Annotated in this window: 27 protein-coding genes; 6 read left to right on the forward strand and 21 right to left on the reverse strand. The window is 63.8% G+C overall.

Annotated features, from left to right (window positions below):
- Window positions 1-7: 7 nt before the first annotated feature.
- Window positions 8-1,177: an NADP-dependent malic enzyme gene (locus Q5064_RS04495; protein ID WP_302962629.1), complete on the reverse strand. Its 1,170-nt coding sequence runs from the start codon at window positions 1,175-1,177 to the stop codon at window positions 8-10.
- A 346-nt stretch (window positions 1,178-1,523) separates the two neighbouring features.
- Here Q5064_RS04495 and Q5064_RS04500 point away from each other — a divergent pair, with 346 nt between their 5' ends.
- Window positions 1,524-2,426, forward strand: coding sequence for a fumarate hydratase (locus tag Q5064_RS04500; RefSeq protein WP_302962631.1), 903 nt, complete (start codon window positions 1,524-1,526; stop codon window positions 2,424-2,426).
- A 9-nt stretch (window positions 2,427-2,435) separates the two neighbouring features.
- Window positions 2,436-2,987, forward strand: coding sequence for a FumA C-terminus/TtdB family hydratase beta subunit (locus tag Q5064_RS04505; protein ID WP_302962632.1), 552 nt, complete (start codon window positions 2,436-2,438; stop codon window positions 2,985-2,987).
- Between the two features lie 229 nt (window positions 2,988-3,216).
- On the opposite strand, the gene Q5064_RS04510 is transcribed toward Q5064_RS04505, so the two are convergent.
- A complete protein-coding gene (locus tag Q5064_RS04510; protein ID WP_302962633.1) occupies window positions 3,217-5,724 on the reverse strand; it encodes a DNA topoisomerase I in 2,508 nt (835 codons plus the stop codon).
- Between the two features lie 426 nt (window positions 5,725-6,150).
- Between Q5064_RS04510 and Q5064_RS04515 the strand changes: the two genes are divergently transcribed.
- The gene (locus Q5064_RS04515; RefSeq protein WP_302962634.1) at window positions 6,151-6,651 is read left to right on the forward strand and encodes a hypothetical protein; all 501 of its coding nucleotides are present in this window, start codon (window positions 6,151-6,153) and stop codon (window positions 6,649-6,651) included.
- Window positions 6,652-7,421: 770 nt separating this feature from the next.
- Here Q5064_RS04515 and Q5064_RS04520 read toward each other — a convergent pair.
- From Q5064_RS04520 to Q5064_RS04530, 3 genes are read right to left on the reverse strand one after another with little or no spacing between them, the layout of a single operon-like run.
- Window positions 7,422-8,459 (reverse strand): hypothetical protein, encoded by a 1,038-nt coding sequence (locus tag Q5064_RS04520; RefSeq protein WP_302962636.1) that lies wholly within the window; start codon window positions 8,457-8,459, stop codon window positions 7,422-7,424.
- Window positions 8,460-8,487: 28 nt separating this feature from the next.
- Window positions 8,488-9,555: a hypothetical protein gene (locus Q5064_RS04525; protein ID WP_302962638.1), complete on the reverse strand. Its 1,068-nt coding sequence runs from the start codon at window positions 9,553-9,555 to the stop codon at window positions 8,488-8,490.
- Window positions 9,556-9,567: 12 nt separating this feature from the next.
- Complete coding sequence (locus Q5064_RS04530) at window positions 9,568-10,194, reverse strand: DUF4230 domain-containing protein (RefSeq protein WP_302962639.1); 627 nt, start codon at window positions 10,192-10,194, stop codon at window positions 9,568-9,570.
- Between the two features lie 81 nt (window positions 10,195-10,275).
- Between Q5064_RS04530 and Q5064_RS04535 the strand changes: the two genes are divergently transcribed.
- Entirely contained in the window at window positions 10,276-10,491 is a 216-nt protein-coding gene (locus Q5064_RS04535) for a helix-turn-helix domain-containing protein (protein ID WP_302962641.1), read from the forward strand.
- Between the two features lie 3 nt (window positions 10,492-10,494).
- Here Q5064_RS04535 and Q5064_RS04540 read toward each other — a convergent pair whose 3' ends face one another.
- From Q5064_RS04540 to thyX, 7 genes are all read right to left on the reverse strand, one after another.
- Window positions 10,495-11,607 carry a MerR family transcriptional regulator gene (locus Q5064_RS04540; protein ID WP_302962643.1) on the reverse strand — a complete coding sequence of 371 codons (1,113 nt, stop codon included), beginning with the start codon at window positions 11,605-11,607 and terminating at the stop codon, window positions 10,495-10,497.
- A 136-nt stretch (window positions 11,608-11,743) separates the two neighbouring features.
- Entirely contained in the window at window positions 11,744-12,400 is a 657-nt protein-coding gene (locus Q5064_RS04545; protein ID WP_302962645.1) for an amino acid ABC transporter permease, read from the reverse strand.
- Window positions 12,397-13,410, reverse strand: coding sequence for an amino acid ABC transporter permease (locus tag Q5064_RS04550; protein ID WP_302962647.1), 1,014 nt, complete (start codon window positions 13,408-13,410; stop codon window positions 12,397-12,399). Before Q5064_RS04550 ends, Q5064_RS04545 begins: the two co-directional genes overlap by 4 nt.
- On the reverse strand, window positions 13,410-14,363 hold the full coding sequence (locus Q5064_RS04555) for a transporter substrate-binding domain-containing protein (RefSeq protein WP_302962648.1): 954 nt from the start codon (window positions 14,361-14,363) through the stop codon (window positions 13,410-13,412). The genes Q5064_RS04550 and Q5064_RS04555 overlap by 1 nt, the downstream gene beginning before the upstream one ends.
- Before the next feature lie 12 nt (window positions 14,364-14,375).
- On the reverse strand, window positions 14,376-15,107 hold the full coding sequence (locus Q5064_RS04560) for an amino acid ABC transporter ATP-binding protein (protein ID WP_302962669.1): 732 nt from the start codon (window positions 15,105-15,107) through the stop codon (window positions 14,376-14,378).
- Between the two features lie 166 nt (window positions 15,108-15,273).
- Complete coding sequence (locus tag Q5064_RS04565; protein ID WP_302962649.1) at window positions 15,274-16,371, reverse strand: DUF1385 domain-containing protein; 1,098 nt, start codon at window positions 16,369-16,371, stop codon at window positions 15,274-15,276.
- A 15-nt stretch (window positions 16,372-16,386) separates the two neighbouring features.
- The gene (gene thyX, locus Q5064_RS04570; protein WP_302962651.1) at window positions 16,387-17,079 is read right to left on the reverse strand and encodes an FAD-dependent thymidylate synthase; all 693 of its coding nucleotides are present in this window, start codon (window positions 17,077-17,079) and stop codon (window positions 16,387-16,389) included.
- Between the two features lie 76 nt (window positions 17,080-17,155).
- On the opposite strand from thyX, the gene Q5064_RS04575 reads away from it, so the two are divergent.
- Window positions 17,156-18,061, forward strand: coding sequence for a class I SAM-dependent methyltransferase (locus Q5064_RS04575; RefSeq protein ID WP_302962652.1), 906 nt, complete (start codon window positions 17,156-17,158; stop codon window positions 18,059-18,061).
- Window positions 18,062-18,179: 118 nt separating this feature from the next.
- Here the strand turns inward: Q5064_RS04575 and Q5064_RS04580 are convergent, their stop codons facing one another.
- The 3 genes from Q5064_RS04580 to Q5064_RS04590 form a co-directional block, all read right to left on the reverse strand.
- Window positions 18,180-18,383, reverse strand: coding sequence for a cold-shock protein (locus Q5064_RS04580; RefSeq protein ID WP_016309120.1), 204 nt, complete (start codon window positions 18,381-18,383; stop codon window positions 18,180-18,182).
- A gap of 130 nt (window positions 18,384-18,513) precedes the next feature.
- The gene (locus Q5064_RS04585; RefSeq protein WP_302962655.1) at window positions 18,514-18,921 is read right to left on the reverse strand and encodes a hypothetical protein; all 408 of its coding nucleotides are present in this window, start codon (window positions 18,919-18,921) and stop codon (window positions 18,514-18,516) included.
- Between the two features lie 83 nt (window positions 18,922-19,004).
- Entirely contained in the window at window positions 19,005-19,940 is a 936-nt protein-coding gene (locus Q5064_RS04590; RefSeq protein ID WP_302962656.1) for a helix-turn-helix transcriptional regulator, read from the reverse strand.
- Between the two features lie 249 nt (window positions 19,941-20,189).
- Here Q5064_RS04590 and Q5064_RS04595 point away from each other — a divergent pair, with 249 nt between their 5' ends.
- On the forward strand, window positions 20,190-22,019 hold the full coding sequence (locus Q5064_RS04595; RefSeq protein WP_302962657.1) for an amidohydrolase: 1,830 nt from the start codon (window positions 20,190-20,192) through the stop codon (window positions 22,017-22,019).
- 127 nt (window positions 22,020-22,146) lie between these two features.
- On the opposite strand, the gene ruvB is transcribed toward Q5064_RS04595, so the two are convergent.
- The 6 genes from ruvB to Q5064_RS04625 all read right to left on the reverse strand — a co-directional run bounded on the left by ruvB (window position 22,147) and on the right by Q5064_RS04625 (window position 25,723).
- Window positions 22,147-23,226, reverse strand: a complete 1,080-nt coding sequence (gene ruvB, locus Q5064_RS04600) for a Holliday junction branch migration DNA helicase RuvB (RefSeq protein ID WP_302962658.1) — start codon at window positions 23,224-23,226, stop codon at window positions 22,147-22,149.
- A gap of 12 nt (window positions 23,227-23,238) precedes the next feature.
- Window positions 23,239-23,841 (reverse strand): Holliday junction branch migration protein RuvA, encoded by a 603-nt coding sequence (gene ruvA, locus Q5064_RS04605; protein ID WP_302962660.1) that lies wholly within the window; start codon window positions 23,839-23,841, stop codon window positions 23,239-23,241.
- Entirely contained in the window at window positions 23,838-24,335 is a 498-nt protein-coding gene (ruvC, locus tag Q5064_RS04610) for a crossover junction endodeoxyribonuclease RuvC (RefSeq protein ID WP_302962662.1), read from the reverse strand. The genes ruvA and ruvC overlap by 4 nt, the downstream gene beginning before the upstream one ends.
- Before the next feature lie 69 nt (window positions 24,336-24,404).
- On the reverse strand, window positions 24,405-24,662 hold the full coding sequence (locus Q5064_RS04615) for a hypothetical protein (protein WP_302962664.1): 258 nt from the start codon (window positions 24,660-24,662) through the stop codon (window positions 24,405-24,407).
- A 72-nt stretch (window positions 24,663-24,734) separates the two neighbouring features.
- Window positions 24,735-24,950: a DUF3791 domain-containing protein gene (locus tag Q5064_RS04620; RefSeq protein ID WP_028027339.1), complete on the reverse strand. Its 216-nt coding sequence runs from the start codon at window positions 24,948-24,950 to the stop codon at window positions 24,735-24,737.
- Window positions 24,951-25,237: 287 nt separating this feature from the next.
- Window positions 25,238-25,723, reverse strand: coding sequence for a type III toxin-antitoxin system ToxN/AbiQ family toxin (locus Q5064_RS04625; RefSeq protein WP_302962666.1), 486 nt, complete (start codon window positions 25,721-25,723; stop codon window positions 25,238-25,240).
- Window positions 25,724-25,875 lie beyond the last annotated feature (152 nt).

Here is a 25,875-nt window from a genome sequence, read left to right on the forward strand (position 1 = left end):
CACGAATCTACGCCTCGCTCCGCGCGCCCTCGGCGCTCTCGCGCACGGCGGCGGCCACCGCGTCGGCCACGCGCGGGTCGAAGGGATCGGGCATGATGAAGTCCTCGGAAAGCTCCTCGTCGGACACGAGGTCGGCCAAGGCCCGGGCCGCGGCCAGCTTCATGGGCTCGGTGATGCGCTCGGCACGGGCCTCGAGCGCCCCCTTGAAGATGCCCGGGAAGGCGATGACGTTGTTCACCTGGTTCGGGAAGTCGGAGCGCCCCGTGCCCACCACGCGGGCACCGGCGGCCTTCGCCTCGTCGGGGAAGATCTCGGGTACCGGGTTGGCCATGGCGAACACGATGGCATCGTGGGCCATGGAGGCAACCATCTCGCCGGTGATAACCCCGGGGGCCGACACGCCCACCACGATATCGGCGCCGACCATGGCATCGGCGAGCGTGCCCTGGGCGTCTTCCAGGTTCGTCACCGCGAGCATGGCGCGCTGGGCGTCGTTTAATCCCTCGTAGGCCGAGCTCACGATGCCGAAGCGGTCGCACAGGGTGACGTTTTCAAAGCCGTAGGCCAGCATGAGCTTCGCGATGGCAATACCCGCCGAACCCGCGCCGTTCACCACCGCGCGCACCTCGGCGGCGTCCTTGCCCGTCAGGCGCAGGGCGTTGATGAGCCCCGACAGCACCACGATGGCCGTGCCGTGCTGGTCGTCGTGGAACACCGGGATGTCGAGCGCGTCGTTCAAGCGCTCCTCGATCTCGAAGCAGCGCGGCGCGGCGATGTCCTCCAGGTTGATGCCGCCGAAGGCCGGCGCGATGCGAATGACCGTCTCCACGATCTCGTCGGTATCCTGGGTGTCCAGGCAGATGGGGAAGGCGTCCACGCCGCCGAACTGCTTGAACAGCACGGCCTTGCCCTCCATGACGGGCATGGCAGCCGCAGGCCCGATATTGCCGAGGCCGAGCACGGCGCTGCCGTCGGTGACCACGGCCACGGTGTTGCCCTTCAGCGTGTAGTCGTAGGCCGCCTCGGGACTCTCGGCGATCACCTTGCAGGGCTCGGCCACCCCGGGCGTGTAGGCCACGGCCAAGTCGTGGCGCGTGGCGATGTCCATCTTCGGGTCGAAGGCGATCTTGCCCTTCCATTCCGCGTGCTTCTGAAGCGCTTCGGCGGCGATATCCATAAGTTCCGAATCCTTAGAACGTTTTCTCCCGTCTAACCTGCCCATTGTACCCGAACCGCCCGCGAGCCGCCCCGCCTGCGCACAAGCACCACACCGCCCGGCATCGATCGGCAATCCCAGGAATCCCTCTTCCGCCAACCGAGAGAGCGGCTTTTGGGACAAAACGAACGGTTTTGGTAGTTCTTGCTCGCCTGAAATCTAAAGCGCGCAATCGCCACCAGGCAAAACACGCGACTAGGAACGATCCAATTGGAGGGGAACCTACGAAAACCGTGCTTTTCTTCTCGTTTCGTAGCAATGCGCCGAGCGCGAGGTGCGCTACACTGTTCCCGTCGAAAGGAATTCCATGAACGCAGACAACCCGAGCGGAGCCGCCCTGCGCCCGAACGACGGCACGGAAGTCGCCGCCCTTACCGCCGAGGCCGTTGCCGCTGCCGTCTACGACGCCATCCGTACCTGCGCCGTCACGCTGCGGCGCGACTTCCAGCGCGCCATCGAGTGCGCCCGCGCCCAGGCCGCACCTGCAAGCCGTGCCGCCGGCGTGCTCGACCGCATCTTGGAGAATGCCCGCATCGGCGCGGAAGATAACGTACCCATCTGCCAGGACACCGGCAGCGTGTGGGTGTGCCTGGAGGTGGGTGAGGAGCTTTCCGTGCCCGGCACCATCTTCAGCGGCGTGAACGACGCGGTGGCCCGGGCCTACACCGACGGGGCCCTGCGCATGTCGCTCGTGCGCGACGCGCTCTTCGACCGTGCCAATACCCGAAACAACACCCCGGCCTTCTGCGAGCTGAAGCTCGTGCCCGGCGCCCATGCCACGCTGCACGTGCTGTTGAAGGGCGGCGGCTCGGACAACGCCTCCCGCGTGGTCATGCTGCCCCCGGGCGCGGGAGCGGCCGGCGTGCGCGAGGTAGTGCTCGACTGCGTGCGCGAGAAGGCCGCCAACGCCTGCCCGCCGCTCGTCATCGGCCTGGGCGTGGGAGGCACCTTCGACAAGGTGGCGGGCCTGGCCAAGCACGCCCTGCTGCGCGAGGTGGGAAGCCCCGCCGCCAGCGCAAAGGCCGCGGCCTTCGAGGAAGAGCTGCTCGCCGAGGTGAACGCCCTCGGCATCGGGCCGGCGGCCCTAGGCGGCGCGCCCACCGCCGTGGCCGTGCACCTGGAAACGGCCCCCTGCCACATCGCCGCGCTGCCCGTGGCCGTGAACATGGGCTGCTGCGCCATGCGCAGCGCCTCCGTCCAACTCGTCTAAGGAGCCGCCATGGCAAAAACCGTATCCCTTACCCTGCCGCTTTTGCGGGAAGATGTGGCGAATCTGGAAGCGGGCGACGAGGTGCTGCTCTCGGGCCCCGTGTACACCATGCGCGACGCGGGCCACGAGCGTGCCCTGCTGTGCTTGGAAGAGACTGGGCAGCTGCCCTTTAACCTGGAAGGCGCCACGCTCTTCTACGCCGGCCCCACGCCGGCCGCCGCCGGACGTCCCTTAGGGTCGGTCGGCCCCACCACCGCCAGCCGCATGGACTTCGCCACGCCGCAGCTGTTCGCCGCCGGCATCGTGGCCGCCATCGGCAAGGGCAAGCGCAGCGCCGAAGTCGTGCAGGCCTGCCAGGACACCGGCAGCGTGTACCTCTGCACCGTCGGCGGCATCGCCGCCCTTCTGGCCAAGGCCGTCACGGCAAGCGAGCTCGTCGGCTGGGACGACCTCGGTACCGAGGCTTTGCGCAAGCTCGAGCTGAAAGACTTCCCCACCTACGTCGCCGTCGATACAAACGGAAACGACCTCTACCGCGAAATAGAGGCCGCTTCCCAGTAAACGCTGTTCGATTAACCGCACGAGAAGCGCTCGGAGGTGCCCGCTCGCAGACCTCTGAGCGCCCCGCGAAGAACGCGATTCTTAAGAAATAGCTTCCACTTCAGCACCAACGATGCCGGAATTGTACCGAAATGCGTGCGTTCCTTCCGCTATTTCCTTAACGGCGTTCGCAGCGGGAGCAGCGCTCAGCGGGCTGCGAGCGGGCACCTCCGAGCGCTTCCCAATAATGTTACTTCTTCCGAGAACCCCTCTTGGCGCCGCCCTTCTTGGCCGTCTTCGCCTTCTCCTCTTCCTCCTTGCCGGGGCAGTCGAAGTTGGGGCAGAGCTTCCAGGGCCCGCGGGCGGTCTTCACCACCACCATGGGCGCGCCGCAATGCTCGCACACCTCCTCGGTGGGGACGATGTCGCCGTACTGGGGCAGCGGGTAACGCGTCTGGCACTCATCGAAGTTCTCGCAGGTGATGGAGCGCTTGAGCGTGCGCGGGTTGCGGCGGGCGATGAGCTGCTTGTCCAGGCCGCGCGCAGCACAGGTCGGGCACTTCCCCACTACCACCTCGGGCTCCTGGTTCGTGGGGCAGTTCGGGTCGATGCACTGCACGCGGGGCTTCGCGCGGAAAGCCGTCACCTTCACCTGGGGCATGCCGCAGGTGGGGCACTTCTCGGGGACCGCCTCGATCTTGCCCTTGGGAAGCGGATAGGTCACATCGCAGTCGGGCCAGCCGGCGCACCCGATGAACATCGACTTGGTCTTGTGGCTCGCCCGCAGCTGCAGATCCCTGCCGCACTTGGGGCACGGGCCCACGTAGGCGTCGGCCGCCACGGCGTCCGACAGGGCCTCGGCCACTTCCTCGGAATGGGGCATGAGGCTCTCCAGCTGCTCAGATAGAAGCTGGCGCGACTTCTCCACCACCTCGGCCTTGGTCACCTCGCCCTCGGCGATGCGGTCCATGGAGTGCTCCAGCTCGGCGGTCATCTCGGCGTGGGTGATGTGCGGCGCGAACTTGTCGAGGGCCTCGATGACGGCGATGCCGAGCTGCGAGGGCTCGATGGGGTCGTTCTGCACGTACTTTACCTGATAGAGGCGCTCGATGATGGAGGCGCGGGTGGACTTGGTGCCCAGCCCCAGCTTCTCCATCTCCTGCACGAGCTTGCCCTGGGAATAGCGCGCCGGCGGCTCGGTCTGCTTCTTTGTGCAGGTGGCGCCGTTGAAGGCGATGGTGTCGCCCTCGGCCATGGCGGGAAGCTGCTCGTCCTTCTTCAGGCCGTAGGGGTAGATGGCGCGGAAGCCGGGCACCGCCAGCACGTCGCCCTTGGCCACGAAGGGCTCGCCGGCCACGTCGAGGGTCACCTTCGTGCCCTCCACCGTGGCCGGACCCGACAGCGTGGCCAAAAAGCGCCGCGCGATGAGGTTGTACAGCTTGTAGTCGGCCGGCGACAGGTCGTCGGGGGTGGCCGCCGCCGTGGGGTACACCGGCGGGTGGTCGGTGGTCTCGGTCTTGCCGCGGGTGGCCTTCAGGGGGCCGGCGGCCAGAAGCTCGCGGCAGTAGGGGCCGTAGGCCGGATTCGCGGCGATGGCGTTCACCACCTCGGCCAGATCGAGCGAGTCAGGATAGACCGTGTTGTCCACGCGGGGGTAGGAGATGTAGCCGTCCATATACAGGCTCTCGGCGATGCGCATGCAGCGCGCGGGGCTTATGCCCTCGGCCGAGGCGGCCGCCATGAGCGAGGTGGTGTTGAAGGGCACGGGCGGGGCCACGGTGCGCTTCTTCTTCTCCACCGAGGCCACGCGCGCGCTCGTGGCGCCCGCGACGTGCTCCATGGCCGCATCGGCCTCGGCCTCCACCTTGAAGCGGGCCGTGGCATGCGGGGCCTCGAAGGCCTCGGCACCGTCGCCGGCGGTGGGGCCGACCGTCGCGCCGGCGTCGAAGGCGCCGCGGATGACCCAGTAGTCCTCGGGCACGAACGCCATGCGCTCGCGCTCGCGCTCGACGATGATGGCGAGGGTGGGCGTCTGCACGCGGCCCGACGAGCGCACGTTGCCGTAGCCGGCGAACTTCACGAGGGTGAGGTAGCGCGTGAGCACCGCGCCCCAGATAAGGTCGATGTCGCGGCGCGAGCCGCCGGCCGCGGCCAAATCGTCGTCCATGGGCACCAGGTTCGCGAAGGCATGGGTGATCTCGGGCTTGGTGAAGGCCGAATAGCGGGCGCGGGACACAGGGGCGGTGGCGTTCACCTCGCGGCAGCACGACAGCGCGTCGGAGCCGATGAGCTCGCCCTCGCGGTCGAAGTCGGTGGCGATCACGATGGAGTCGGCCTTCTTCGCCAGGTTCTTCAGCGAGCGGATGATGTCCTTTTCCTTCGGCAGCTTCTCAATGGGCGCGTAAATGAGGTAGGGCAGCGCCTCCATCTTCCAGCCCTTGAGCTCCACGCCGTCGGCGGTGAAGGGCTTCTTTTTCTTGAAGGGCGGCGTGGGCAGGCTCGCGGGCAGCTCGGCCGGCACCGCCTCGCCCTCGGCGTTCACGCCGGACCAGCCGCCGCGCTTCTTATATATGAGGGACGGCGTGAAGTCGGGCTCCAGGATATGGCCGCGCAGGCCGATGGTCACCCATTCCTCCCCGTCCACATCGAACCGGTAGACCGGGGTATTGAACACCTTGTCGGCCTTCGGCTTGGTGGCTCCCAGCAAATCGGCGATCTTCACCGCCGCGTCGTTCTTCTCGGTGACAACCAGCTTCACGAGCTTATCTCCTCCTTCGTGGCCGCGACGGCGCGCGGGCCTTCTGCATTCGCACGGTGCCCCATTCAAGTTTTACGTGCGCGGGGTTTGTCTGGGCGCAAAGCGGCCCGAATGGCGGCCGCGTTTTTGCGCGGGGCTTAGGATACACGATTTCGCCGCCACGGCAAGGGGCGCGGACGGCGGCCCTCAGGTTCCGTTCAGGCCCATGGGCGTTTGCTGCAGGTCTGATCGACAACCTTTGAAGATGCTGCGGGGGATTTATGGAGGAGCGCCATTGCGGGTTACCATGAGCCCGCGGCACCGTCGAATCACAGCACAGATTCGTCGAAACCGAGCATCTTCACACTACCGACGGCGCCCCACTGATCGCAGCGATTCGCGCGCACCGCCCGGAAATCCGGCGGCCCGCGCTTCCAGGAGGAGACCGTGGACAAAGCCATCAAGGGCCTCATGGGGCTGATCTTCGCCCTCATCATCGTCGTCGCCGTCTTCGGCATCCTTCCCCAAATGGGCGTGAAGCTCCCCTTCGGCGAGGGCGTCGCCTTCGAGAACCCCCTTTCGGGCCTGCTCGAGAACGGCAAGAACGCCGCTGCCAACGCGGCGCTCGACGCCACGGGGCTGAAGGGCAAGGCGAAGGCCGCCCTCGAGGGCAACCGCGACAAGATCGCCGCGGCCACCGGCATGTCCGATGCCGAGGTGGACGCCGCCATCGCCGCGCTGGACATCGACAGCTGGGAGGTGACGAGCCTGCCCGAAGGCGCCACCGAGACCGGGTCCTCCTCCATCAGCTACGGCGGCACTGACGCCACCATCACTACCTACGACGATCCGAGCGTGGTCACCGTGAACGCCATGGGCCAGAACGTCACCCTCGCCGTCCCCGACTCCGCCCAGAGCTACCTGCCGTTCCTGGGGTATCTGGGGTAGGAGCGCGGGATTGGACATGCGCCGCGCCCTCAAGGGACACGCACGCCGCACGTCAGCCGCTGGGAAAGAGCGCCGCGGCGGGGCAGCAGCCCCTATAGCTTCCCGAGCGCTTCATACGACTGGCTCCCAAGCACGAAAAGTCGCCCTCGGGACGCTGGTCGCGGCAAAAGCAGCCACCGAATTGCGAAAAGTCGCCCACGGGCAGCCCCTGCGCGAAGCCAGTTCCCACACCCTGCCACAATGAACTAGTCTTTTGCGGACGACTGCTCCTCACTGCGCCCTCAACGCCCGAAAACCTCCCCGGAAAAGGCGACTTTCCGCCATCCAGTGGCGCATTTTCGCAACGGTGCTAAGCCGCGCACGCAGCAGAGGCCGGTCTGTCCCCGGCAGCATCCGACCACGGAGCCTCACCTGCCTCCTGAAACCGAGCCGCACAGCCGGCCTTTGACTGCCACCCCCAAACCTCGGAACGCATCTCAACGCCGGCTCCCTCGGGAAGAGTGGCACCTAAAAGCACCTCGATTGCCGACCCCGTGTCGTCCTGCGCCTCGCTGACGATCTCGCCGCTTGGGCGGCATTCGCCAGTTGTTCCGCATCCCGAAAAACAAGAACCGCCCCGAAGGGCGGCCCTCGTGGCCATCCAGACCATCTCACGAAGAGAAGTCTGCCACCGGGCTGCTTTTACCGGTAGGAACCTTTTCTATAGGCGCTGCACGGCACCCGATCGCACAGGGCAACCGACTCGATAAACACCTTCCAATGCCCTCGCCTCAAAATAAAACGGTAAACACCATCGTTTGCTGGCTCTCTCGATAGCACTCTTCTTGCAGCGAAACACCAATCGACACCTTCAGCCCCTTCAACGCCGAATCTATCTCGCTAGCACGGGTCTGCGCCAACGCGGCAGACGAACGGCAGTCAATGTCCACCACATAGTCTTGTATCGCATTTTTCGAATCATCCGAACAGCGCATCTCAATGAGAGCATTGATCTCCTTGTCATTTTTATACCAATTAAGCGGCGGGCGGCTCGCCTCATCGCTTCCAGAAAACCGTCGCTCGAAGAGCATTCGCCTGTCTTCGGAAACTTGCTCGCTGCGATCTGCAGAGATGTCATCCGACTCCGAGGCAACGCCCGTTTTCTTTACTGATGTCTTAATCCGGCCACCCTGCTTCGAGTCAGACACTTGCGTCTCACGCATTTCAAGCTTACAGTATTTCGCTCCCAAGCAATAGGCGACATGCTGAAGCTCGGACATCTTCTCCTTCTGAATTTCCCGGTACAGGCTTTCAAGATCGAAGAAACGGTCGAGCCCCGACGGGTCTCGCACGTAAACTGCTCCTATCTGAGCAAGTGGATGAAACAGCAGTCCGCTTCCCGCGGCAAACGTATAATATAGATGAAGCACCTCCATCCCGTTGGGCGCCTTCGCCAGCCATCCTATAGCGCCCTCGCATACGTCGATGCCTTTGCGTTTGTCCTCGTCTTCGATGATCACCATGTTCGGCAGATCGTAGCCAGAACTCCAGAATTCGTCTGGGAACACAGGAGCGTACTTGCGCTTCCGTGCCTTTAAATGCGCATCAGCCGCCAAACGCGCCCCCTCCTTGGCGCGCTCTGCAACCGTTCCGCCCGCTGCAACCACTTTGCCAGCAACGGTACCGCCCACCTCCGCCGCTACCTCCGCCACTGACCCGCTCAGCTCCTTGGCCTTTTCCGCCACACTCCCCAATTTGTCTCGAATGCCGTCCACAACTTTCGCCTCCCAGATGCCCCTACGCTCGAATTCACAGCCTTTCAGCGCCATCGTACCAACTGGCTCCTAGGCAAACCCGCTATCTCACATCAATGAGGGCGGCTACTATTTTCTCCGTCAGTTCATTCTGCTGCGTCGCCGTCAGATTGTCCGACGTTCTCACAACCAACGTGCCCTCAACTTGGTGCGAGCCGGGCGACAGGAAACCTGCACCGTCGAACCCAGCTAGATATTGGTTTCGGGCTTCGGCCTCTTCGGGAGTTTGAAATATCTCGATTGAGCCGCCCCCCACCGTGCCGATCTCGACGGCGCCTTCTTCTCCATCCTCGAAATAAAGGCTGTCCGCCTCAATCTGATTGTCTCTAAAGTAAATACACCCGATATATCCGCCTTGCTTATTGAGCTGCCCGTTGGGATCGTGGTCTTCGGTAACGGCCTCGATTTTCGTAATCGTATCAACTCCCTGCAAACGCTCGATCACGAATTCATCTGCGGGCGCCGTAATCTGATTTAGGCTTTGAACGCTCATCTGGTACAGTTGGATCGCGTTGCGCAAATCCTCGATGGCTCCCGCATAGTCCGGCATCGAAGGAGGATCGGGGATCACCTTCCCGTCAAGCTGCGCCGACCTCTCCATAACGTCCTCTTTGACTTGATCGAGCTCATCTCTCGACATCTCCGCATTAACTTCAATTGCGTTCTCTTCCTCGAGAAAAGCGGGATCGTCAACCTTCGCAGACTCCAACTCCGCCATGGCGTTTTTCAGATCAAGCAAGGTGGCCCCGTCGTAGGGCTCGCCCTCGCCGTTAATGGCCGTTTGCGCATTGCCGAGCTCCGTCGCTACAAGCTTATTCTCCTCTTTCACAGAATCGACGGCCTCATTGTATCGAGCCACTTGCTCATTGTAGGTCGCCAATGCAGCGTTGTACGCCTCCACTTCAGCCGACACTTCAGCGTAGAGCTCCTCGGTACTGCAGCCCGTCACGACACTTGCGGCAAGGACAAGACCGAGCAACATTGCAGCTTTTTTTCTCATGGCACAATCTCCTTGAATCATCTTCCCGCTTTCTCCCCACATCTCGCCTGTTTCCTGCTCAGCACTTTGGCGCATTGCCAGCGACACGGCCAGAGATGTAGCCCACTTCAATCTCTCCTACCCCTACGCCACCGAGTCGATCTCGATGACATAACCCTCTGGAAGAGCAGCGCCCAGAAGTGTTCGAATCGACGATTCGGCATTTGCCTGCGCCTCGCTCAAGACCTCTCCGCTAATAGCGGCTGCTTCGGCCTCTTGACGCGATTCGTCAATGTATTGTGTAACGTCCTCCACGCCAATGGGATTGATGAAGTTGTTCTGCTCGTGCAGCACGTTGAAGCTGCTCGTATCGATGGCGTCCGAGAGAACTGTGGCCTGTGGCAAAACCACCTTGACTGTCGTGCCTTCAAGCGACACCTGCACCTCGTCGAGATTCACCCCGGCCTTCACCTCGCCCGTGTAGGTAAGAATGAAGAAATTCTCCGAGAAGGGAATATCGATGGTGTCGAACAACCTGCTGTTGCTCTCGACTTTTTCCACCACTGTGTAGGATTGAGAAGCGGTGGCCAGTTCGTTGATCTGAACTATCTCCTCCATGAGGACTTCCACGTCAACGTTAGGCTCCTCCTGCCTGTCGGGCGGATTGTACGTGAAGAGCATGAATACGGAGAAAGCACCTATCACCAGACCAATCGCAGCCCCTATTCCGATAAGTTTCGCCTTCTTAGAGACGCTCGTTGCGCGCGCCATCTATACCTCTCTTTCCTTTCTCAATCTCTTCGGCTTCATATTTGAAGTCGATCTGTTAATGGTAGCACATATGCTTTCCCCATGAACATCGAGCAGAAAAGACAAGCCCTCGGGAAGCGCATTCGCGAGGTGCGCGACGAGCAGGGCTTGTCCCAAAGCCAGCTTGCCCTCATGATCGGCAGCAGCAAGTCCCACATCTGGCGCATTGAAACAGGCCGGGTCGGCGTGGGCATCGACGACTTGGGTCGCATCGCCGACGCACTGGGCTCGCCCGTGCGCGACCTTCTGACGTTCTAGCGATTAGGAGAACAGCTCCACCGCGCGGGCGGCGCGCCGGGACTCCCCGAAGAATGATGCGCCTAAATCCCCGCCCTCTTCCCAGCCGATCAGCGCCGCAACGTCCGCATCGGCAACGGCGGCCTGCAGATACCCCATCGCCGTGTCGAAAAACTCCACCATGCCGTCCCATTCCTCGCCGTTAAGCCCGGCGGCCTCGGGCGCCGGATAGCCACAGGCGCGGCAGACGAAGTCGACGAGCGAAACCACCCGGTTCTCAGAGCCGAGCAACTCGCGCGCACCGCCCTTGACGCCGGCATCCGCGGGCGCCGTCATCGCGGCGAGGGCTCCCAGCATGTCCCTCACCCACACGAGAAACACCGAGGCCTGCAGAAAGCCGGCGGTCGATTCTCCCCCGATGGCGTTCGCGAACTCCGCCTCCTCGCCCTCGTCCTCGAAGAGGGCCCAAACGCCCAGCAGGTCGAGGTCGCCCACCCCGAAGTAGTACTCGCAGAACCACGCCCGCAGCCGGCGCACCGCCGACGCGATGTGAGCGAAGGGCTCCTCGTCGCCTCCGCCCAGGAAATCCACGACGATGGCCCCCAGCTCGTCCCACGAGCGCGCAAAGCCCTCCTCGTCCAGCGAGTCTCGCCGCAGCCCCATGCCAACGTAGGCCGAGGAGGCCCGCACATGCTCTGCAAACGCATCTACATCGGACGTGCCGAAAGCGAGCGTCTCGAAGAGGTCATCGCCGACGATGGCGGCATAGCGCGCGAACAGGATGAGGTTTTGCAGGTAACGCTCCTGGACACGCAGCTCTTCGATACGCTCGGCCAGCGCGTCGGGCAGGCTCCTCTCCCCGTCGAGAATCGGCGGCATGTCCTTGAGCTCGAAGCCGTAGGATCCGAGCACCACGATCTGCTTGAGCCGGTCGACATCCTCGGGGTAATAGAGCTTGCGGTTGTTCGACACGCCCTCGCCCGAGCGCACGGGGCACAAGAGGCCCTTGTCGTCATAATGCTGGAGGGCCCGCGTTGTCACCCCTGTCAGCTTCGCCACCTGCCCCGCCGTCATGGGCCACTCGAAATTCTCGCGAATCAGATCGTTGCTCGTCTGCGTTCTCGGTCTGCCCGGCATAGTCCCAGCCCCTCGCTCTCGCTTTCCACCTTCAGTGCAAAGCATAAACCCCAACCCGACGTTGAGGTCAAGCGCGACAGGGCAATTTTTTCGCGATGCCTTCGCACCTCTCGAACGACACGAGCAGCAGGGACCACTACCGCGCGCCCTTGAGGCGCTTCTGGTAGGCGCGCACGAACTGAGAGAGGGTGAAGCACACCGCGAAGTAGATGAGCGCCAGAAGCCCGAAGATGGCGAAGATCTGCACCGTGGAGTTGAAGCTGTTCATGAGGATCATGCCGCGGCCCATCAGCTCCTGCAGCGCCATGGCGCCCCACAGATACGACGTGTCCTTGATGGTGGTCACGAACTGCGACAGCAGCGCCGGCACCATGTTGCGCAGCGCCTGGGGCAAGATGATGAGCACGTACATCTGCGGCGCCGAGAAGCCCTGGGAGCGGGCCGCCTCGTACTGGCCCGCGGGCACGCTGGCCAAGCCGCCGCGCACGATCTCGGCCACTGAGGCCGCCGTGAACAGGGTGAACGCCACCACGGCCGCCGGCAAGGGCGGCAGCTGGGCCACGAAGAACGTGAACATGATCCACAGCAAAAGCGGTGTGTTCTTGAACAGCTCCACGTAGGCGATGGAGATGCCCCGCAGCACGCGCAGCCGCGAGCCGCGCATGATGGAGATAACCGCGCCGAGCACCACCGAGCAGGCGATGGACAGCGCCGAGATGACGAGCGTGAGCCCTAGGCCCTCCAAGAGGAAGCGCAGATTCGTCCAGGTGAGCAATGCCATGATGTCGCTCATTTCCGGCCTCCTCTCCCGCGACGCGCGCCGCCGGTCTGACGCCGCCGATCCCGCGAGGCAAAGCGCTTCGCGTGGCCCTTGCGGGGCTTGCGGGAGCGCGGATAGCTGCCATGGGCCGGGTCGGGCCACGGTCCGCGATCGACCCCGTACAGCTCGGCATAGGTGAGGTAGCGGCCCTTGTCGCTCACCGGCGGCACGAGCGAGGTCGTGCCCTCCATCATGGTAGTCACACCGCCGGCCAGAGCCGCCGCGGCCGCGCGCCCGGTCAAGTCGTGGGTGCCCGGGGTCACCTCAGCGCCGTCGGCCTCGAGCACCTCGGTGGCGTCGCCGGTCACCACGTGGCGATGGCTGCGCATCCGGTGCTCCAAGTACACCGCCGCCCGCGACAAGGGAAAGCAGATGGCGAAGTACAGCACCGCGGCCGCCACGTAAGCCGGTCCGTAGTAGCTCGTGTCGCCGGCGAAGGAGTTCGAGAAGTACATGAGCTCGCCGCCGGCGATAAGGGCCAGCACGCTCGTGTTCTTCACCAAGTTCGCCGCCTGCACGGCCAAAGGCGGCAAGATGATGCGCATGGCCTGGGGCAAAATGATAAGCATCATGGTCTGCAGGTAGGTGAAGCCCTGGCTCTTGGCCGCCTCGAACTGGCCGCGGTGGATGGAGCCGATGCCGCTGCGCACCACTTCCGACATGTAGGCGCCGTGATACACCCCGATGGCCAGCACGCCGATCCAGAACGACGCGAGCGAAAGTCCCAGCAGCGGGAGCACCGCATACAGCACGAACACCTGCAGAAGCAGCGGCACGTTCTGCACCACCTCCACGTACACGCGGGCCACAGCGCGCAGGGGCTTGAAGCGCGACACCGACAGCATGCTGAAGGCAAACCCCAGAGCCAGAGCTAGCACGAGGGCGCCGGCCGAGATGCCCACGGTGGTGCCGAAGGCGGCGAGGATGTCGGGCCAGCGCGCGAAGAGCGCCTCCCACTTGTAGGGCGCGAAGATCTCCCCCATCACGCACCTCCCCCGCTCCCCGGGGCGGCGCCGCTCGCAGCGACGTCGCCAGTCTCGCCCGCAGGCGCGCTGTCACCTGCGCCCGCAGGCGTGTCGTCGGCCGCGTCTCCCGCGCCGAGGCCTGTACCGCCGGCCGCCTGCTCCGCTTCCACGTCGGCCTCGGTCACGAGCGACAGCCCCCAGCGCTCCTTCAGCGAGGCCAGCGTGCCGTCGGCCTCCATAGCCGCGATGGCGGCATCCACCTGGGGCGTCAGCTCGCTGCCCTTGGCCGTGGCCACGCCGTATTCTTGGGGCGCGAAGTGCGTGTCCAGAAGGCGGGTCGTGTCGTCCTGGTAGCCCAGCAGAATGGAGCGGTCCACCGAGAAGGCGTCCACCCGCCCCACCACGAGCGCGATCTTGATCTCGGGATAGGTGGCGTACTCGGCGAAGTTCAGCGTGATGCCGAGCGCGTCGGCCGCCTCGCGCAGCTTGTCCTTCGTGGTGGCCGACAGCGCCACTCCCACGGTCTTGCCGTTAAGGCCGGCCAAGTCCTCAATACCCGAGTCCTTTTTCACGAGAATGCCGATGGTATCGATGTAGTAGGGCCGCGAGAAGTCATAGCTGCGGCGTCGATCGTCGGTGATGGTGAAGGTGGCCAGCGCCGCATCGAGCGCGCCGTTATCGAGCATGGCGCCGCGCGTGGTGGCGTTCACGCCGGTGAGCTCGAGCGCGTTCGCGTCGCCCTTGATGCGGGCGGCAAGCTCCCGGGCCACATCCACTTCCAGGCCCTCCACGTTGCCCGTCTCGGGGTTCTGGAAGCCGAAGCCGGGCACATCCACCTTGGTGCCCACCCGCAGCACGTCGCCGGCCGGCGCGCAACCGCCCAGAGGCAACGCGGCGCCCAGGGCCACCGCACCGGCCGCCGCAGCCGCCGTGCGCACAAAGGCGCGCCGCGTGAGAAGTCGCTTTCCCATAGCAGCCGCCCTCTACAGTATCTTCGAGAGGAAGGCCTGCACGCGTTCGTTGGAGTCGGGCCCGAACAGGTAGTCCGGCGTGCCGGCATCCACTACCAGGCCGTTTTCCATGAACACCACCTTGTCGGCGGCATCGCGGGCAAGGCCCATCTCGTGAGTTACCATCACGATGGTCATGTTCGTCTCGGCAAGCGACTTGATAACGTCGAGCACCTCGTTCACCATCTCGGGGTCAAGGGCGCTTGTCGGCTCGTCCAAGAGCATGATCTTCGGGTGCATGTTCAGCGCCCGGGCGATGGCCACGCGCTGCTGCTGGCCGCCGGAGAGCTGGTCGGGGTACTTATCCAGCTTGCTCGTGAGCCCCACGCGCTCCAAGTACTCCAGCGCCCGCGTCTTCGCCTCGGCCTTCGGCACTTTCAGCACCTTCTCGGGCGCGAAGGTGACGTTTTCCAGCACCGTCTTGTGCGGGTACAAGTTATAGCCCTGAAACACCATGGCCACCCGGCTCGCCAGGGCGCGACTGTCCACCTTGCGGGCCATAAGATCCATGCCGTCCACGGTAAGCTCGCCGGAATCAGGGCGCTCAAGCGCGTTCATGCAGCGGATGAGCACGCTTTTCCCCGAGCCCGACGGCCCGATGATGACGACCTTCTCGCCCTCGGCCACATCGAGGGACACGTCCTTCAAGGCCTCCACATGGCCGAAATTCTTCTTGAGATCCTTCGCGGAGATAAGAGGCTCCATCACATCCCACGCTCCTATCTGGCACGTTGCACCGAATAGATTAGTGGGATTGTAACGTTCAGCTTGCAGGTCGTGGTTTCGCCGCCGCAACGGCTTTTCCACGGCTCATTGACAGGCCGTCACGACGCCTTCGCCCGCGACCCGTTCAAGGCCGCGGGAGATTCCGTCACGACGCGGCAATCGCCTCCGCTGCACCAGCTGCCCGGGCCGCCTCGGCGTCCTCGCGGGCGAGAACGGCCTGCATGGCGGCGATGGCGCACTCCATCTGGGCGTCGTCGGGCTCGTGGGTGGTCAGGTACTGCATCTGCATGCCAGGCCACAGGATCACCTTCACGAGCGGATTGTCCGGGTGGCTCCCGGCCCATTTCACCGTGATCTCGTAGGAGATGCCGGCGATCACCGGCATGAGCACGATGCGCGCCACGATGACGAGCAAAAGCTTCGGCAGCCCGTCGGGCACCCCGAAGCCGGCGATGATGGCGTTTAAGGGGAAGATGGTGTACACCAAAATGGCGATGACCATCACCATGATGAGGAAGGCGGTGCCGCAGCGCACGTGCAGGCGCGGGAACTGCCGGGCGTTCTCGGGGGTCATGGGAAGCCCGTGCTCGAAGCAGTGGATGGCCTTGTGCTCGGCGCCGTGGTACATGAACATGCGCTTGATGTCCTCCATGCGCCCGATGAGCCAGATATAGAACACGAACACCGCCACGCGCAGAAGGCCGTCCACGATGTTCCAGGCAAGCGTATGGTCGTCGTACTCTCCCACGATGAGGTTGGTCACGGCCGCCGGCGCCACGATGAACAGCACCACGCCCAGCACGAGCCCCACGATCATGGAGATCATCATCTCGCGATGGCCGAACTCCTCTTCTTCCTCGCGTGTCTCGGCATCTTCGGTCAGCGTCGTTTCGTAGTCCACGGCCTCGGCCGAAGCCTCCGCAGCGGCCCTCTGCTCGCCCTCCTCGTCGCCGAAAGCGTGCAGCGCGGCGATTTCCAGCGCCTTGAAGCCCAGCATGAGCGACTCCACGAGCGCCCGGCAGCCGCGCACGAGCGGCCAGTACATCCAGCCGTTCTTGTCCTGGCCGCTCTTCAAATCGTGCTCTTCCACGTAGATGGCGCCGCTCGGCTCGCGCACGGCCACGGCCCAGTTGTACTTGCCGCGCATCATCACGCCCTCGATGAGGGCCTGGCCGCCCACGTGGGTCTTCACGGCCCCGTCCTCGGAAAACGCGCGGGAAAGGTCGCTCTTCTGCCTCGCCATGACTCGGTTCCCCGCCTACAGGTCCAACGTCGCGCGGTCCACGCGCGCAAACGGGGTGCCGCAGGTCATCTTGCCTTCGGGGCAGGTGCCGTGCACGCAGGGCGCGCCGGCGTCGGCGAAGATGTAGGGGGCCGTGGGGCGCGCCAGCTCCAGCATCTTCCACGCCATCTCGCGAATCTCCCACTGGGCGCGGTTGCAGCAGCGCAGCTCGAAGAAGTGCAGAAGCTCGCGCACGTTCATGGTGATGACGATCTTCGTCTCGGCGGCGTTGGGCAGAAGGTAGCGCGCGTCCTCGGCGGGCACGCCCGCCTCCACGAGCGCGCGGTAAGCCTGGGTCACGCACTCGATGGCCTCGTCGAACAGCGCGCTCGTCTCGGCGTTATCGGCCACGGTGGCCGGCTTCACCACGGGAATCTCGCCCTTGAACTTCACGTAGCGCTGGGACTGCTGGTTGAAGCTGGCGATGCGGTGGCGCACCAGCTGGTGGGTGAGCGCACGGGACACGCCGTCCACGGCGAAGGTGTAACTCGCGTGCTCCAAGGTGGAGAAATGCCCCGAGCCCATGATGGTGGACAGCACGCTCTTCACGCGCTCGGGCGGCATGGTCTCCATCAGCTCGCTCGCACCCACCGGGGCGTAGCACAGGCGCGCGGCCGTGGCGATAGCGCGCTCGGGGTCGGGCGTGTGGTACAGAAGCTCTACCTGCATGGCATCTCCTCGAGTCTCGTTTCCGTTCCCAGGAAGTATAATGGCTGGACGACCGACGATATGGCTGGGAGGCCCCATGCACGACGAATTTACACCCCTGCTCGGCTCAACGGACTGGAACGAGGAGTGGAAACAGCTCCAAAAGCTGCGGCGCCATGCCGACGACGCCTCGTTCTGGGACAAGCGCTCGGCCACCTTCACCACCAAAGACGCCCCGAACCGCTACGTGGAGCAGTTTCTAGCCTATGCCGCCATCCGACCCGACGAGACCGTCTTCGACATGGGCTGCGGCACCGGCGCTTTGGCCGTGCCCCTCGGTAAGGACGGGCACAAGGTGGTGGCCGCCGACTTCTCCCAGGGCATGCTCGACCAGCTGCAGGCCCGGCTGGATGCCGCGGGCGTACGCACGGTCTTCCCCAAGCTCATGAGCTGGGAAGACGACTGGCCCGCCTTCGGCGTGCGCGCGGGCATGACTGACGTGGCCATCGCCTCGCGCTCCATCGCCACTGCCGATCTGCGCGACTCCCTGCTGCGCCTTTCCGAGGTGGCGCGCCGGCGCGTGTGCATCACGCTGGCCACCGGCTCCTCCCCGCGCGTGGACGAGCGCATCCTGGCCGCGGTGGGGCTGCCCTGCCTGCTCGGGCGCGACTACCTCTACGCCTTCAACATCTTGGCCGCCGAGGGCATCAAGGCCGAGGTGCGCTACATCGCGAGCACCCGTGAGGACACGTTCGCCACTCCTGAGGACGCCTTCGAGAAGCTGGCCGCCATGATCGACGACTCCTCGGCCGTCCAGGCCTCCCCCACCGACCGGGAGCGCGCCCGCGCCAACTTGCGCGAATGGCTTGCTACCAACCTGGTGGCGAACGAGCACGCCGGCCAGCCCGATTGCAAGGGCGTGGCCCAGGGAGCCTGGCGCCTTGCCGAGCCCCGCACCGTCACCTGGGCCTTCCTCGCCTGGAACACCGACGGCACCGTCTAGGCTTCGTCCCAGCCGTCGTTTGCCACTGCCAGACACCATGTAAGCAACCTCGATCTGCTCAAAAAAGAAGGGCTCGGGAAATTCCCGAGCCCTTCGGCGTTAATGGAGTTTCTCAAGCTTAGAGACGTTCCACGTTGCTCGCCTGCAGCTTGCCGTTCTGGCCCTCGGTCACCTCGAAGGTAACAGCGTCGCCCTCGTTGAGGGTCTTGAAGCCCGACATCTTGATCTCAGAGAAGTGAACGAACAGATCCTCGCCGTCGTTCTGAGAAATGAAGCCGTAGCCCTTCTCGGGGTTGAACCACTTGACAGTGCCTTCCGCCATGATGCTTTCCTCTTTCCTCCCTCCCGTCTTACGAGAGGGGATAGTAACACGGGCCCTGGGGCCCAGCTCCCCATTTAGGAGCGCCCCATCACTATACGCTAAGTTGCGCGGTTTTTCGCGGGGAATTCGCTTATTCGGCGGCTTCCTCAAGAAAAGCCTCAAGTTCCTCGTCGCTGACCGCGTCGTCGGAAAGCTCGTGGCCGTAGGCCTCGGCAAGGGCGCGGGCCTGACTCGCGCGCAGATCGGCCATCTCGCCGTTGCCGGCCTCGCCGTAATAGCGCGCCGACAAAAGAAGGCTGCGGGCAATGTGCTCGGTCAGGTGCGGATCCACCCCCGACACCTGCAGGATGGCGGCCATGGACTCGGGCGCGAGCGAGAGCAGCGCCTCACCGTCCAAATCGGTGGCGTCGCCTATGGCCATATCCAACATACGAGCCGCGCCATCGGGGTCTTCCTCGCCGGCGGCACGCTCCATGGAACGGCGGATGCCGCCCAGAAGCTGGGCGATAATGCGCATCAGGTAATCTTGCTCGAACATGGGAAACCTCTTCCGTTCTCGGCGACAGGAGGGATTATACCCCAATGCCACGGGGCAAGGCGGCCGCCTCGACGCCGCGCCAACTAGCGGCGCCCTAGCCCAATGCCGTCCAAAGTGAGGGCGGCGCCTGCTTGAACGCGCTCCGCCCTCACGAACGCCGCCAGATCCGAGCGGCCGCTCAATCCCAACTTCGCATAGATATTATGGGCGTGGGTCTTCACCGTCCCTACCGAGATGAACAGATCGGAAGCGATCTCCTGGTTGCTCTTGCCCGCAATGAGCATCCCCAGAACCTCCTCCTCGCGACGCGTCAGACCGTAGGCGCTCGCAATGAGGGCGAGCATCCGATCCCCGCCTTCGCCTTCGCGGTGGCGTAGGAAGGACACGGCGTACAAGAGGGAGTACACGATAGTGACGAGGCCGCTCGCATCCACGAACCAGTTGCGCGGGTCCGTGCTGCCCTCCCAGAACGAAACGCCGGCCGCCACAAGGTAGCCCGTTGAGCATGCAGCGAAAAGGGCGACGAGAACTGTCAGGGAGCGTCGGCCGAGTACGGTGCGCGCGTCCGATCGCAGACCGCGAACAGCGATGAAAACGATATAGAGTTGCAGCAGCCCCATGCACGCGCTCTCGCTGAGAGCGCGCACCGACCCAGAGAACACCGTCATCGCCACTGCGGCGAACGCCGCGACCGCGATCCAGAGTACCGCCTCCCACCGCCCTGGAGGACATGAGAAGACGCAGCCGGCGACAAGACGATAACAGAGAAGTATGCCAAGATGAAGGTACATGTAGAAGTAGGGTACCGCATCGCTCAAGCTGCCGAACACGAACTTGAAGTCGGGAACGAAATCGAGCAGGTACAGCAACATGATGTCGAGTGTGCACAGGAGGAAGAGCGCTGCGAGCCATTTCTGGACAGGCTCGCGAAAGCGAAGCGCCCAATAGGCGAACAATGCGCAGAGAGCGAAATTGACCATGGTCGTTGCCATGTCGTAGAAGAACAGCGCATAAACCATAACCCCTCCTTTTGCCTGAAATTATAGCATGAGGCCCTTCTGCAAGACCGATGGCATCGTCTCGAATGAGACTCTCGAAACTGGCTGTGAACTGGATAAACAGTGAAGATAGAGATAAATATACCCTTCCGTAAACCCACCTCTACCTCGCCCTTCATTGCCGCGGGCCCCAAGGAGAGGGTAAGGTGCGGCCATGGACTCGCCCATCCGGTAACCGCATCGCGAGTCCCCGACCTTTAGGAGGGTATCATGAGCACTTCAATCTCAACCGAGCACCTCACCCTGCAGCCCCTCTCGCGCCGCCGCTTCGTCATCGGCGCCTCCGCGCTTGCCACCGGCGTTCTTCTGGGAGGCGCTCTCGGATGCAGCTCGGCCTCCGAGAGCGGAGAGATGCCGGCAGCCGCCACGGGCGGCGGCGCGGCCGCCAGCTTGGTGTTCACGAACGGCCACATCCAGACACTCGTCGACGAGGAAGACGTGGCCGAGGCGGTAGCCGTCGACGGCAACACCATCGTCTACGTGGGCGACGCCTCTGGGGCAGAAGCCTTTATCGGCCCCGAGACAAAGGTGGTCGACCTGAACGGACAGTTCCTATGCCCGGGCTTCATGGACGGCCATCTCCATGGGCCCCAACCCTTCTACGAGGAGATGTTCCAGATATCCATTCCCGAGGGCACCATGGACAACGAGGAGTACCTGCGCATCATTCGCGCCTTCGTGGAGGAGCACCCAGATGACGACGTGTACTACGGCGGCCCCTTCATGCAGAACGCCTACCTCCAACCCGACGGCTCAAATCCCGGGCCCCAGAAAGAGGATCTCGATGCCATCTGCGCCGACAAGCCCATCATGATCCGCGACGTGTCGCATCACGCCTACTGGGTGAACAGCAAGGCCTTGGAATTGGCGGGGATCACGAAGGACACACCCGACCCCGACGGTGGCGTCATCACGCGCAATGCCGCAGGCGAGCCGAGCGGCCTGCTCACCGACGCTGCGAAAAACGCCCTCGCCGCGAAGATTCCCGTCCCCTATTCGGTTGAGAACATGACCGAGGCGTACCGCGCCTTCCAGGAGCGTTGTCACTCCTACGGCATCACCGGCCTCACGAACATCAACCTGTCGGGGGTAGAGCTCGTCCACGCCGAGGCCCTCAACGGCCTCGACCAGGCAGGAGATCTTCACCTGCGCCAGCGCTTCCTCGTGTGGGGACGCGTCGGCGAGGGCTATGGGGGCATCAAGGAGAAGCTCGATGCCGTGAAACAGTACGAGTCGGACATGTTCACGACCGGTACGGTAAAGATCGTCTACGACGGAGTGACCGAAGGGGCAACAGCGGTCATGCTGGAGCCCTACGCACCCGCTGCCGGCCGCGGCGACAACTGGCATGCCGTAAGCGACTGGTCCGAGAGTGAGCTTAACGAGGTAGTGGGCGCTCTCGACAAGAATGGCTACCAGGTGCACATCCATGCCATCGGCGACGGCGCCGTGCGCACAGCGCTTAACGCCTACGAGGCCGCCGTGCAGGCGAATGGCGAACGCGACTCTCGCCACACCATGGTGCACGTATGCGCCATCGCCCCGGAGGATATCCAGCGCGTGGCCGATATGGGCATCGTCTGCGATATGCAATTCCTCTGGATGTACAACGATCCGCTCTGCCAACTGGAAGCCGCCTTCATCGGCGAGGAACGCGCCTTCGCCATGTACCCGGTGAAGGACATGCTGGAAGCCGGCTGCATCTTGAGCGGAGGCAGCGATGGCGCCGTGACCGCCTATGACCCGCTCCTCGAGCTCGAAGTGGGTATCACGCGCAACAGCCCCTTCCCCGGCGAGGAAGACACCGACCTGTACCGGTGGCCCGAACAGGGCCTGACGGCCTACCAGATGCTCGAAATGTACACGAAGAACGTCGCCTACGAGAACTATATGGAAGACATCGTGGGCACTATCGAGGTGGGCAAGAAGGCGGACTTCGTCGTACTCGACCAAAACATCCTCACCGTGGAACCGAAGCTCATCTCCGATTCCACGGTGAAATACACCGTCTCCGACGGCGTCATCGTCTACGAGGGCTGAGCCTAGCCCTGCGCTAGGACGCCGACTCGAAGGCAGCTCGCAGGGCCCGCAGCGGTTTCGGCCGCCGCGGGCCCTGGATCGTCGAGCAGCCCCGTCTTCCGAGCTACCCGCTTTGCGGTGCATGTCGCTACATTTCCGGCGCCGCGAGCCCCAAGTGCTCCCAAGCACCGGGAGTGGCCTGGCGGCCCTTGGGCGTGCGCATCATCAGGCCCTGCTGCATGAGGTAGGGCTCGTACACGTCTTCCACCGTGTCGGGGTCTTCCGCCAAGGCCGATGCCAGGGTGGTCAGCCCCACCGGCCGCCCCGAGAACTGCACGCAGAGCACTTCCAAAAGGCGGTTGTCCACCGCGTCCAGTCCCAAATGGTCCACCTCAAAGAAGGTGAGGGCCTCGGCCGCCACGTCCTCGGTGATGGCGCCGTCGCCGCGCACCTGGGCCCAGTCGCGCACGCGCTTCAGCAGGCGGTTCGCCAGACGAGGCGTGCCGCGGGAGCGCCGCGCGATTTCCAGCGCGCCTTCCTCGTCGATGGACACGTTCAGGATAGTAGCCGACCGGCACACGATAAGCGCCAGCTCTTCCGGCGTGTAGTACTGCAGGCGGAACGCCACGCCGAAGCGGTCGCGCAAAGGGCCGGTGAGCAGGCCCGTGCGCGTGGTGGCGCCGATGAGCGTGAAGCGCGGCAGGTCGAGCCGGATGGAGCGGGCCGCCGGGCCCTTCCCCACCACGATGTCCAGCTCGAAATCTTCCAGCGCCGGGTAGAGCACCTCCTCCACCATGCGGTTCAGGCGGTGGATCTCGTCGATGAACAGCACATCGCCCTCTTCGAGGTTCGTAAGGATGGCCGCCAAATCCCCCGTGCGGGCGATAGCCGGCCCCGAGGTGGTGCGAATAGAAGCGCCCAGCTCGTTGGCCACCACCGTGGCAAGGGTGGTCTTGCCCAAGCCTGGAGGGCCCGAGAACAGGATGTGGTCGGCCACATCGCCCCGGGCGCGGGCCGCGTCGATCATAATGCCGAGCGACTCCTTCACCTTGGTCTGGCCCAAATAGTCGTCCAGACGCTTCGGGCGCAGCGAGAAATCGAGCTCAAGGTCGTCTTCGGTGAAGGTGGGCGCCACCGCCCGCTCGCGACCCTCGGCTGTCGCGCGCCCCGCGGACGCGCCGCTCTCGGCCACGTACCCGATGCCTTCTATGTCCAGATCAAATGCCATGGCTGCCTATCGCTATCGATTTCCCAAACGTTTCAGCGCATATTGTAGCAGCGCGCCCTCGCCGGCGCCCTCGGGAGCACCCTTCAAGGCCACCTCGGCCTCGGCGGAGGTGAAGCCCATGGAAAGCAGCGCCTCGGTGGCACCGGCAAGCGCCACGCTGTCCGTCGACGGGCCGCCGGCCTCCGCGCCGCTGTCGAACAGCGTCTCCAGCCCGCGCTCCAAGGTTCCCTTCAGCTCCAAGATGATGCGCTCGGCCGTCTTCTTGCCCACCCCGGGAATATGGGACACCCGTGCGATGTCCTGGGCGGCTATGGCGTCGGCCAGTTCGCGGGGGGTGTAGGTGGAAAGGGCCGCCAGGGCCATCTTCGGTCCCACCTTCGACACACCGATGAGCTTCTCGAACAGGCCCTTTTCCTCATCGGAGAGGAACCCATAGAGCCCGAGACCGTTGTCGCTCACCGACAGGTAGGTGAGCACGCGCGCGGGCTTGCCCACTTCCAGCTTGCCCAAGTCGCCCTGGGGCATGGAGACGGCGTAGCCCACCCCGGCCACATCGATATAGGCCGTGTTCGGCGGCAGCACCGCCGCCACTTCCCCGCTCAGAAACGCTATCATGCGAACCTCCCCGTCTCGTGGGTCGTATAGCAAATGGCCGCGGCCAGGGCGTCGGCCGCATGGTCGGGCTCCGGATCGCGCGCAAGCTTCAGCAGGTGGCGCACCATGTACTGCACCTGCTCCTTGTCGGCCGTGCCCTCGCCCACCACGGCGAGCTTTATCTGGCTCGGCGAGTACTCGCCCACGGCAAGCCCCATCTCGGCGCAGGCCACGAGCGCCGCACCGCGGGCCTGGCCCGTGGCGAAGGCGGCCGTCACGTTGTTGCCGAACCACACCGTCTCAATGCCCACGCAGCTGGGCCGGAACCGCTCGATCACGGCTCCCACCTGATGGTGTATCTTCAGCAGCCGCTCGGCCAGGGGCATATCGGCCGGCGTGGCCACGCACCCGTAGGCCACGCAGGCCAGCCGCGGCCCACGCTGCTCCACCACGCCCCAGCCCGTGTGGGCCAGGCCCGGGTCGATTCCCAGTATGATGCGCGACGTGCCAGCCAAAAGATAAGCCCCACTTTCCAAAATCGGTGGGGCCTATCATAGAACATATGTTTGCTGATTGCAAGTCGGCTATCTCTCAACGGATTGCGAGGAAGGTTCCGGCGAATCACAAGCAGGAAACCCCGCATCCCGAAGCATCTCCTTCGCCAGGTACTCATCACTTCGACAATGAAGATCGGCAACGCCCTCCTGTATCAACGGCATCAGCGGCGCGTTATAGAAGACGTCCATTGCCTCTTCAGGCGTCATCTGTCCGAGCCGGGCCATGGCATCAATAATGCGAGCATACTTCATCTGCAAAACGGCCTGCTTGCCTGCGTCGCTCACGAGAGTTCCTCCGCCCCGCAAAATCTCAGCGCCCGATCAATTGCCCGCTGAGTTCGGAAGCATGATAGACCCTCATGCGACCAGCTTCTTCTCGCGCATATAACCGATGAGGTCTTCCATGAGGTAGTCTTTGCCGAAGGTGTGAAGCACGTCATAAGAGGCAACGATGTAATCCTGAAGAATGCCACTTCGCGCCAGCAGGTTGTAAATCTCGGTCTGGCTGCGCCCGAGCCGCTCGGACAAATTGCCAATGCAGTACGTTACGAACTCAACCTCTCGCTTCGACATAAGAACACCTCCCTCGTCCTACCGACGGCCACGCTTTATTGTACCAAGGCGCCGAGCAACCCCTCAAGCCCCAGCCCGTGTGGACCAGGCCCGGATCGATTCCCAGTATGATGCGCGACGTGCCAGCCAAAAGATAAGCCCCACTTTCCAAAACCGGTGGGGCTTATCATAGAACATATGTTTGCTGAAAGCAAGAACAATTACGGGCGCGGGCCCATGCCGCCTTCCAGGGTGAGGGCCTCGCCGCTCATGAACTTGAAGTCGGGGTTCGCCAGCTGCACCATCAGCTAGCTGCGATCTTCTCCATAATGCTCGCGCACATAGCGCTCCAAAGCCCTGAAATCGCAGCAAACCGAGACCATCTGCGCATCCTCTCCAGACGTGGCGGTGCAGTACACGTGGAGCGCCTTGGATTTAATCCGTCGCGCATGCTTGTTGCAGTATGCCAACTCCTCGATCAGCAACCGCTTGCGCTTCGGATCCTCTGCCGAGAAGTCCTTGATCACCTGAAGATCCTTCGGAATGGGAAACATGAAGCTAAACCGCACGCACCCCACTGGCTTGCCTTTGGAGTTCTTGATGATGAAGTTCGTCTTCTGCTGGCGCCTGAACGAAGATATGGGCGCGAAGTACTCATGGCCCGCAATTTCGAAGAGCACACCGCAGGCGAACTTGTCGTGCGTCTCGTATTTGATGTTCGGCACTTTCGGATCGACGGCCTGCAGCGCCTCGATGTAGCCCGGATCAACCGTATAGAAGTTCAATTCCCTCATGCCAGCCCCTTCCCCCTGTACCAAGCGAGCGGCCCGACCGAAGCCGAACCGCTCTGCTTACCAGCCGCTCTTATCGGTGGCGGAACACCTTGCATAAACCAGCCGCTCTTATCGGTGGCGGAACACCTTGCATAAACCAGCCGCTCTTATCG

Origin of the sequence: uncultured Adlercreutzia sp. (genome assembly GCF_958431955.1) — a bacterium.
In the GTDB taxonomy this organism is placed as follows: Bacteria; Actinomycetota; Coriobacteriia; order Coriobacteriales; family Eggerthellaceae; genus Adlercreutzia.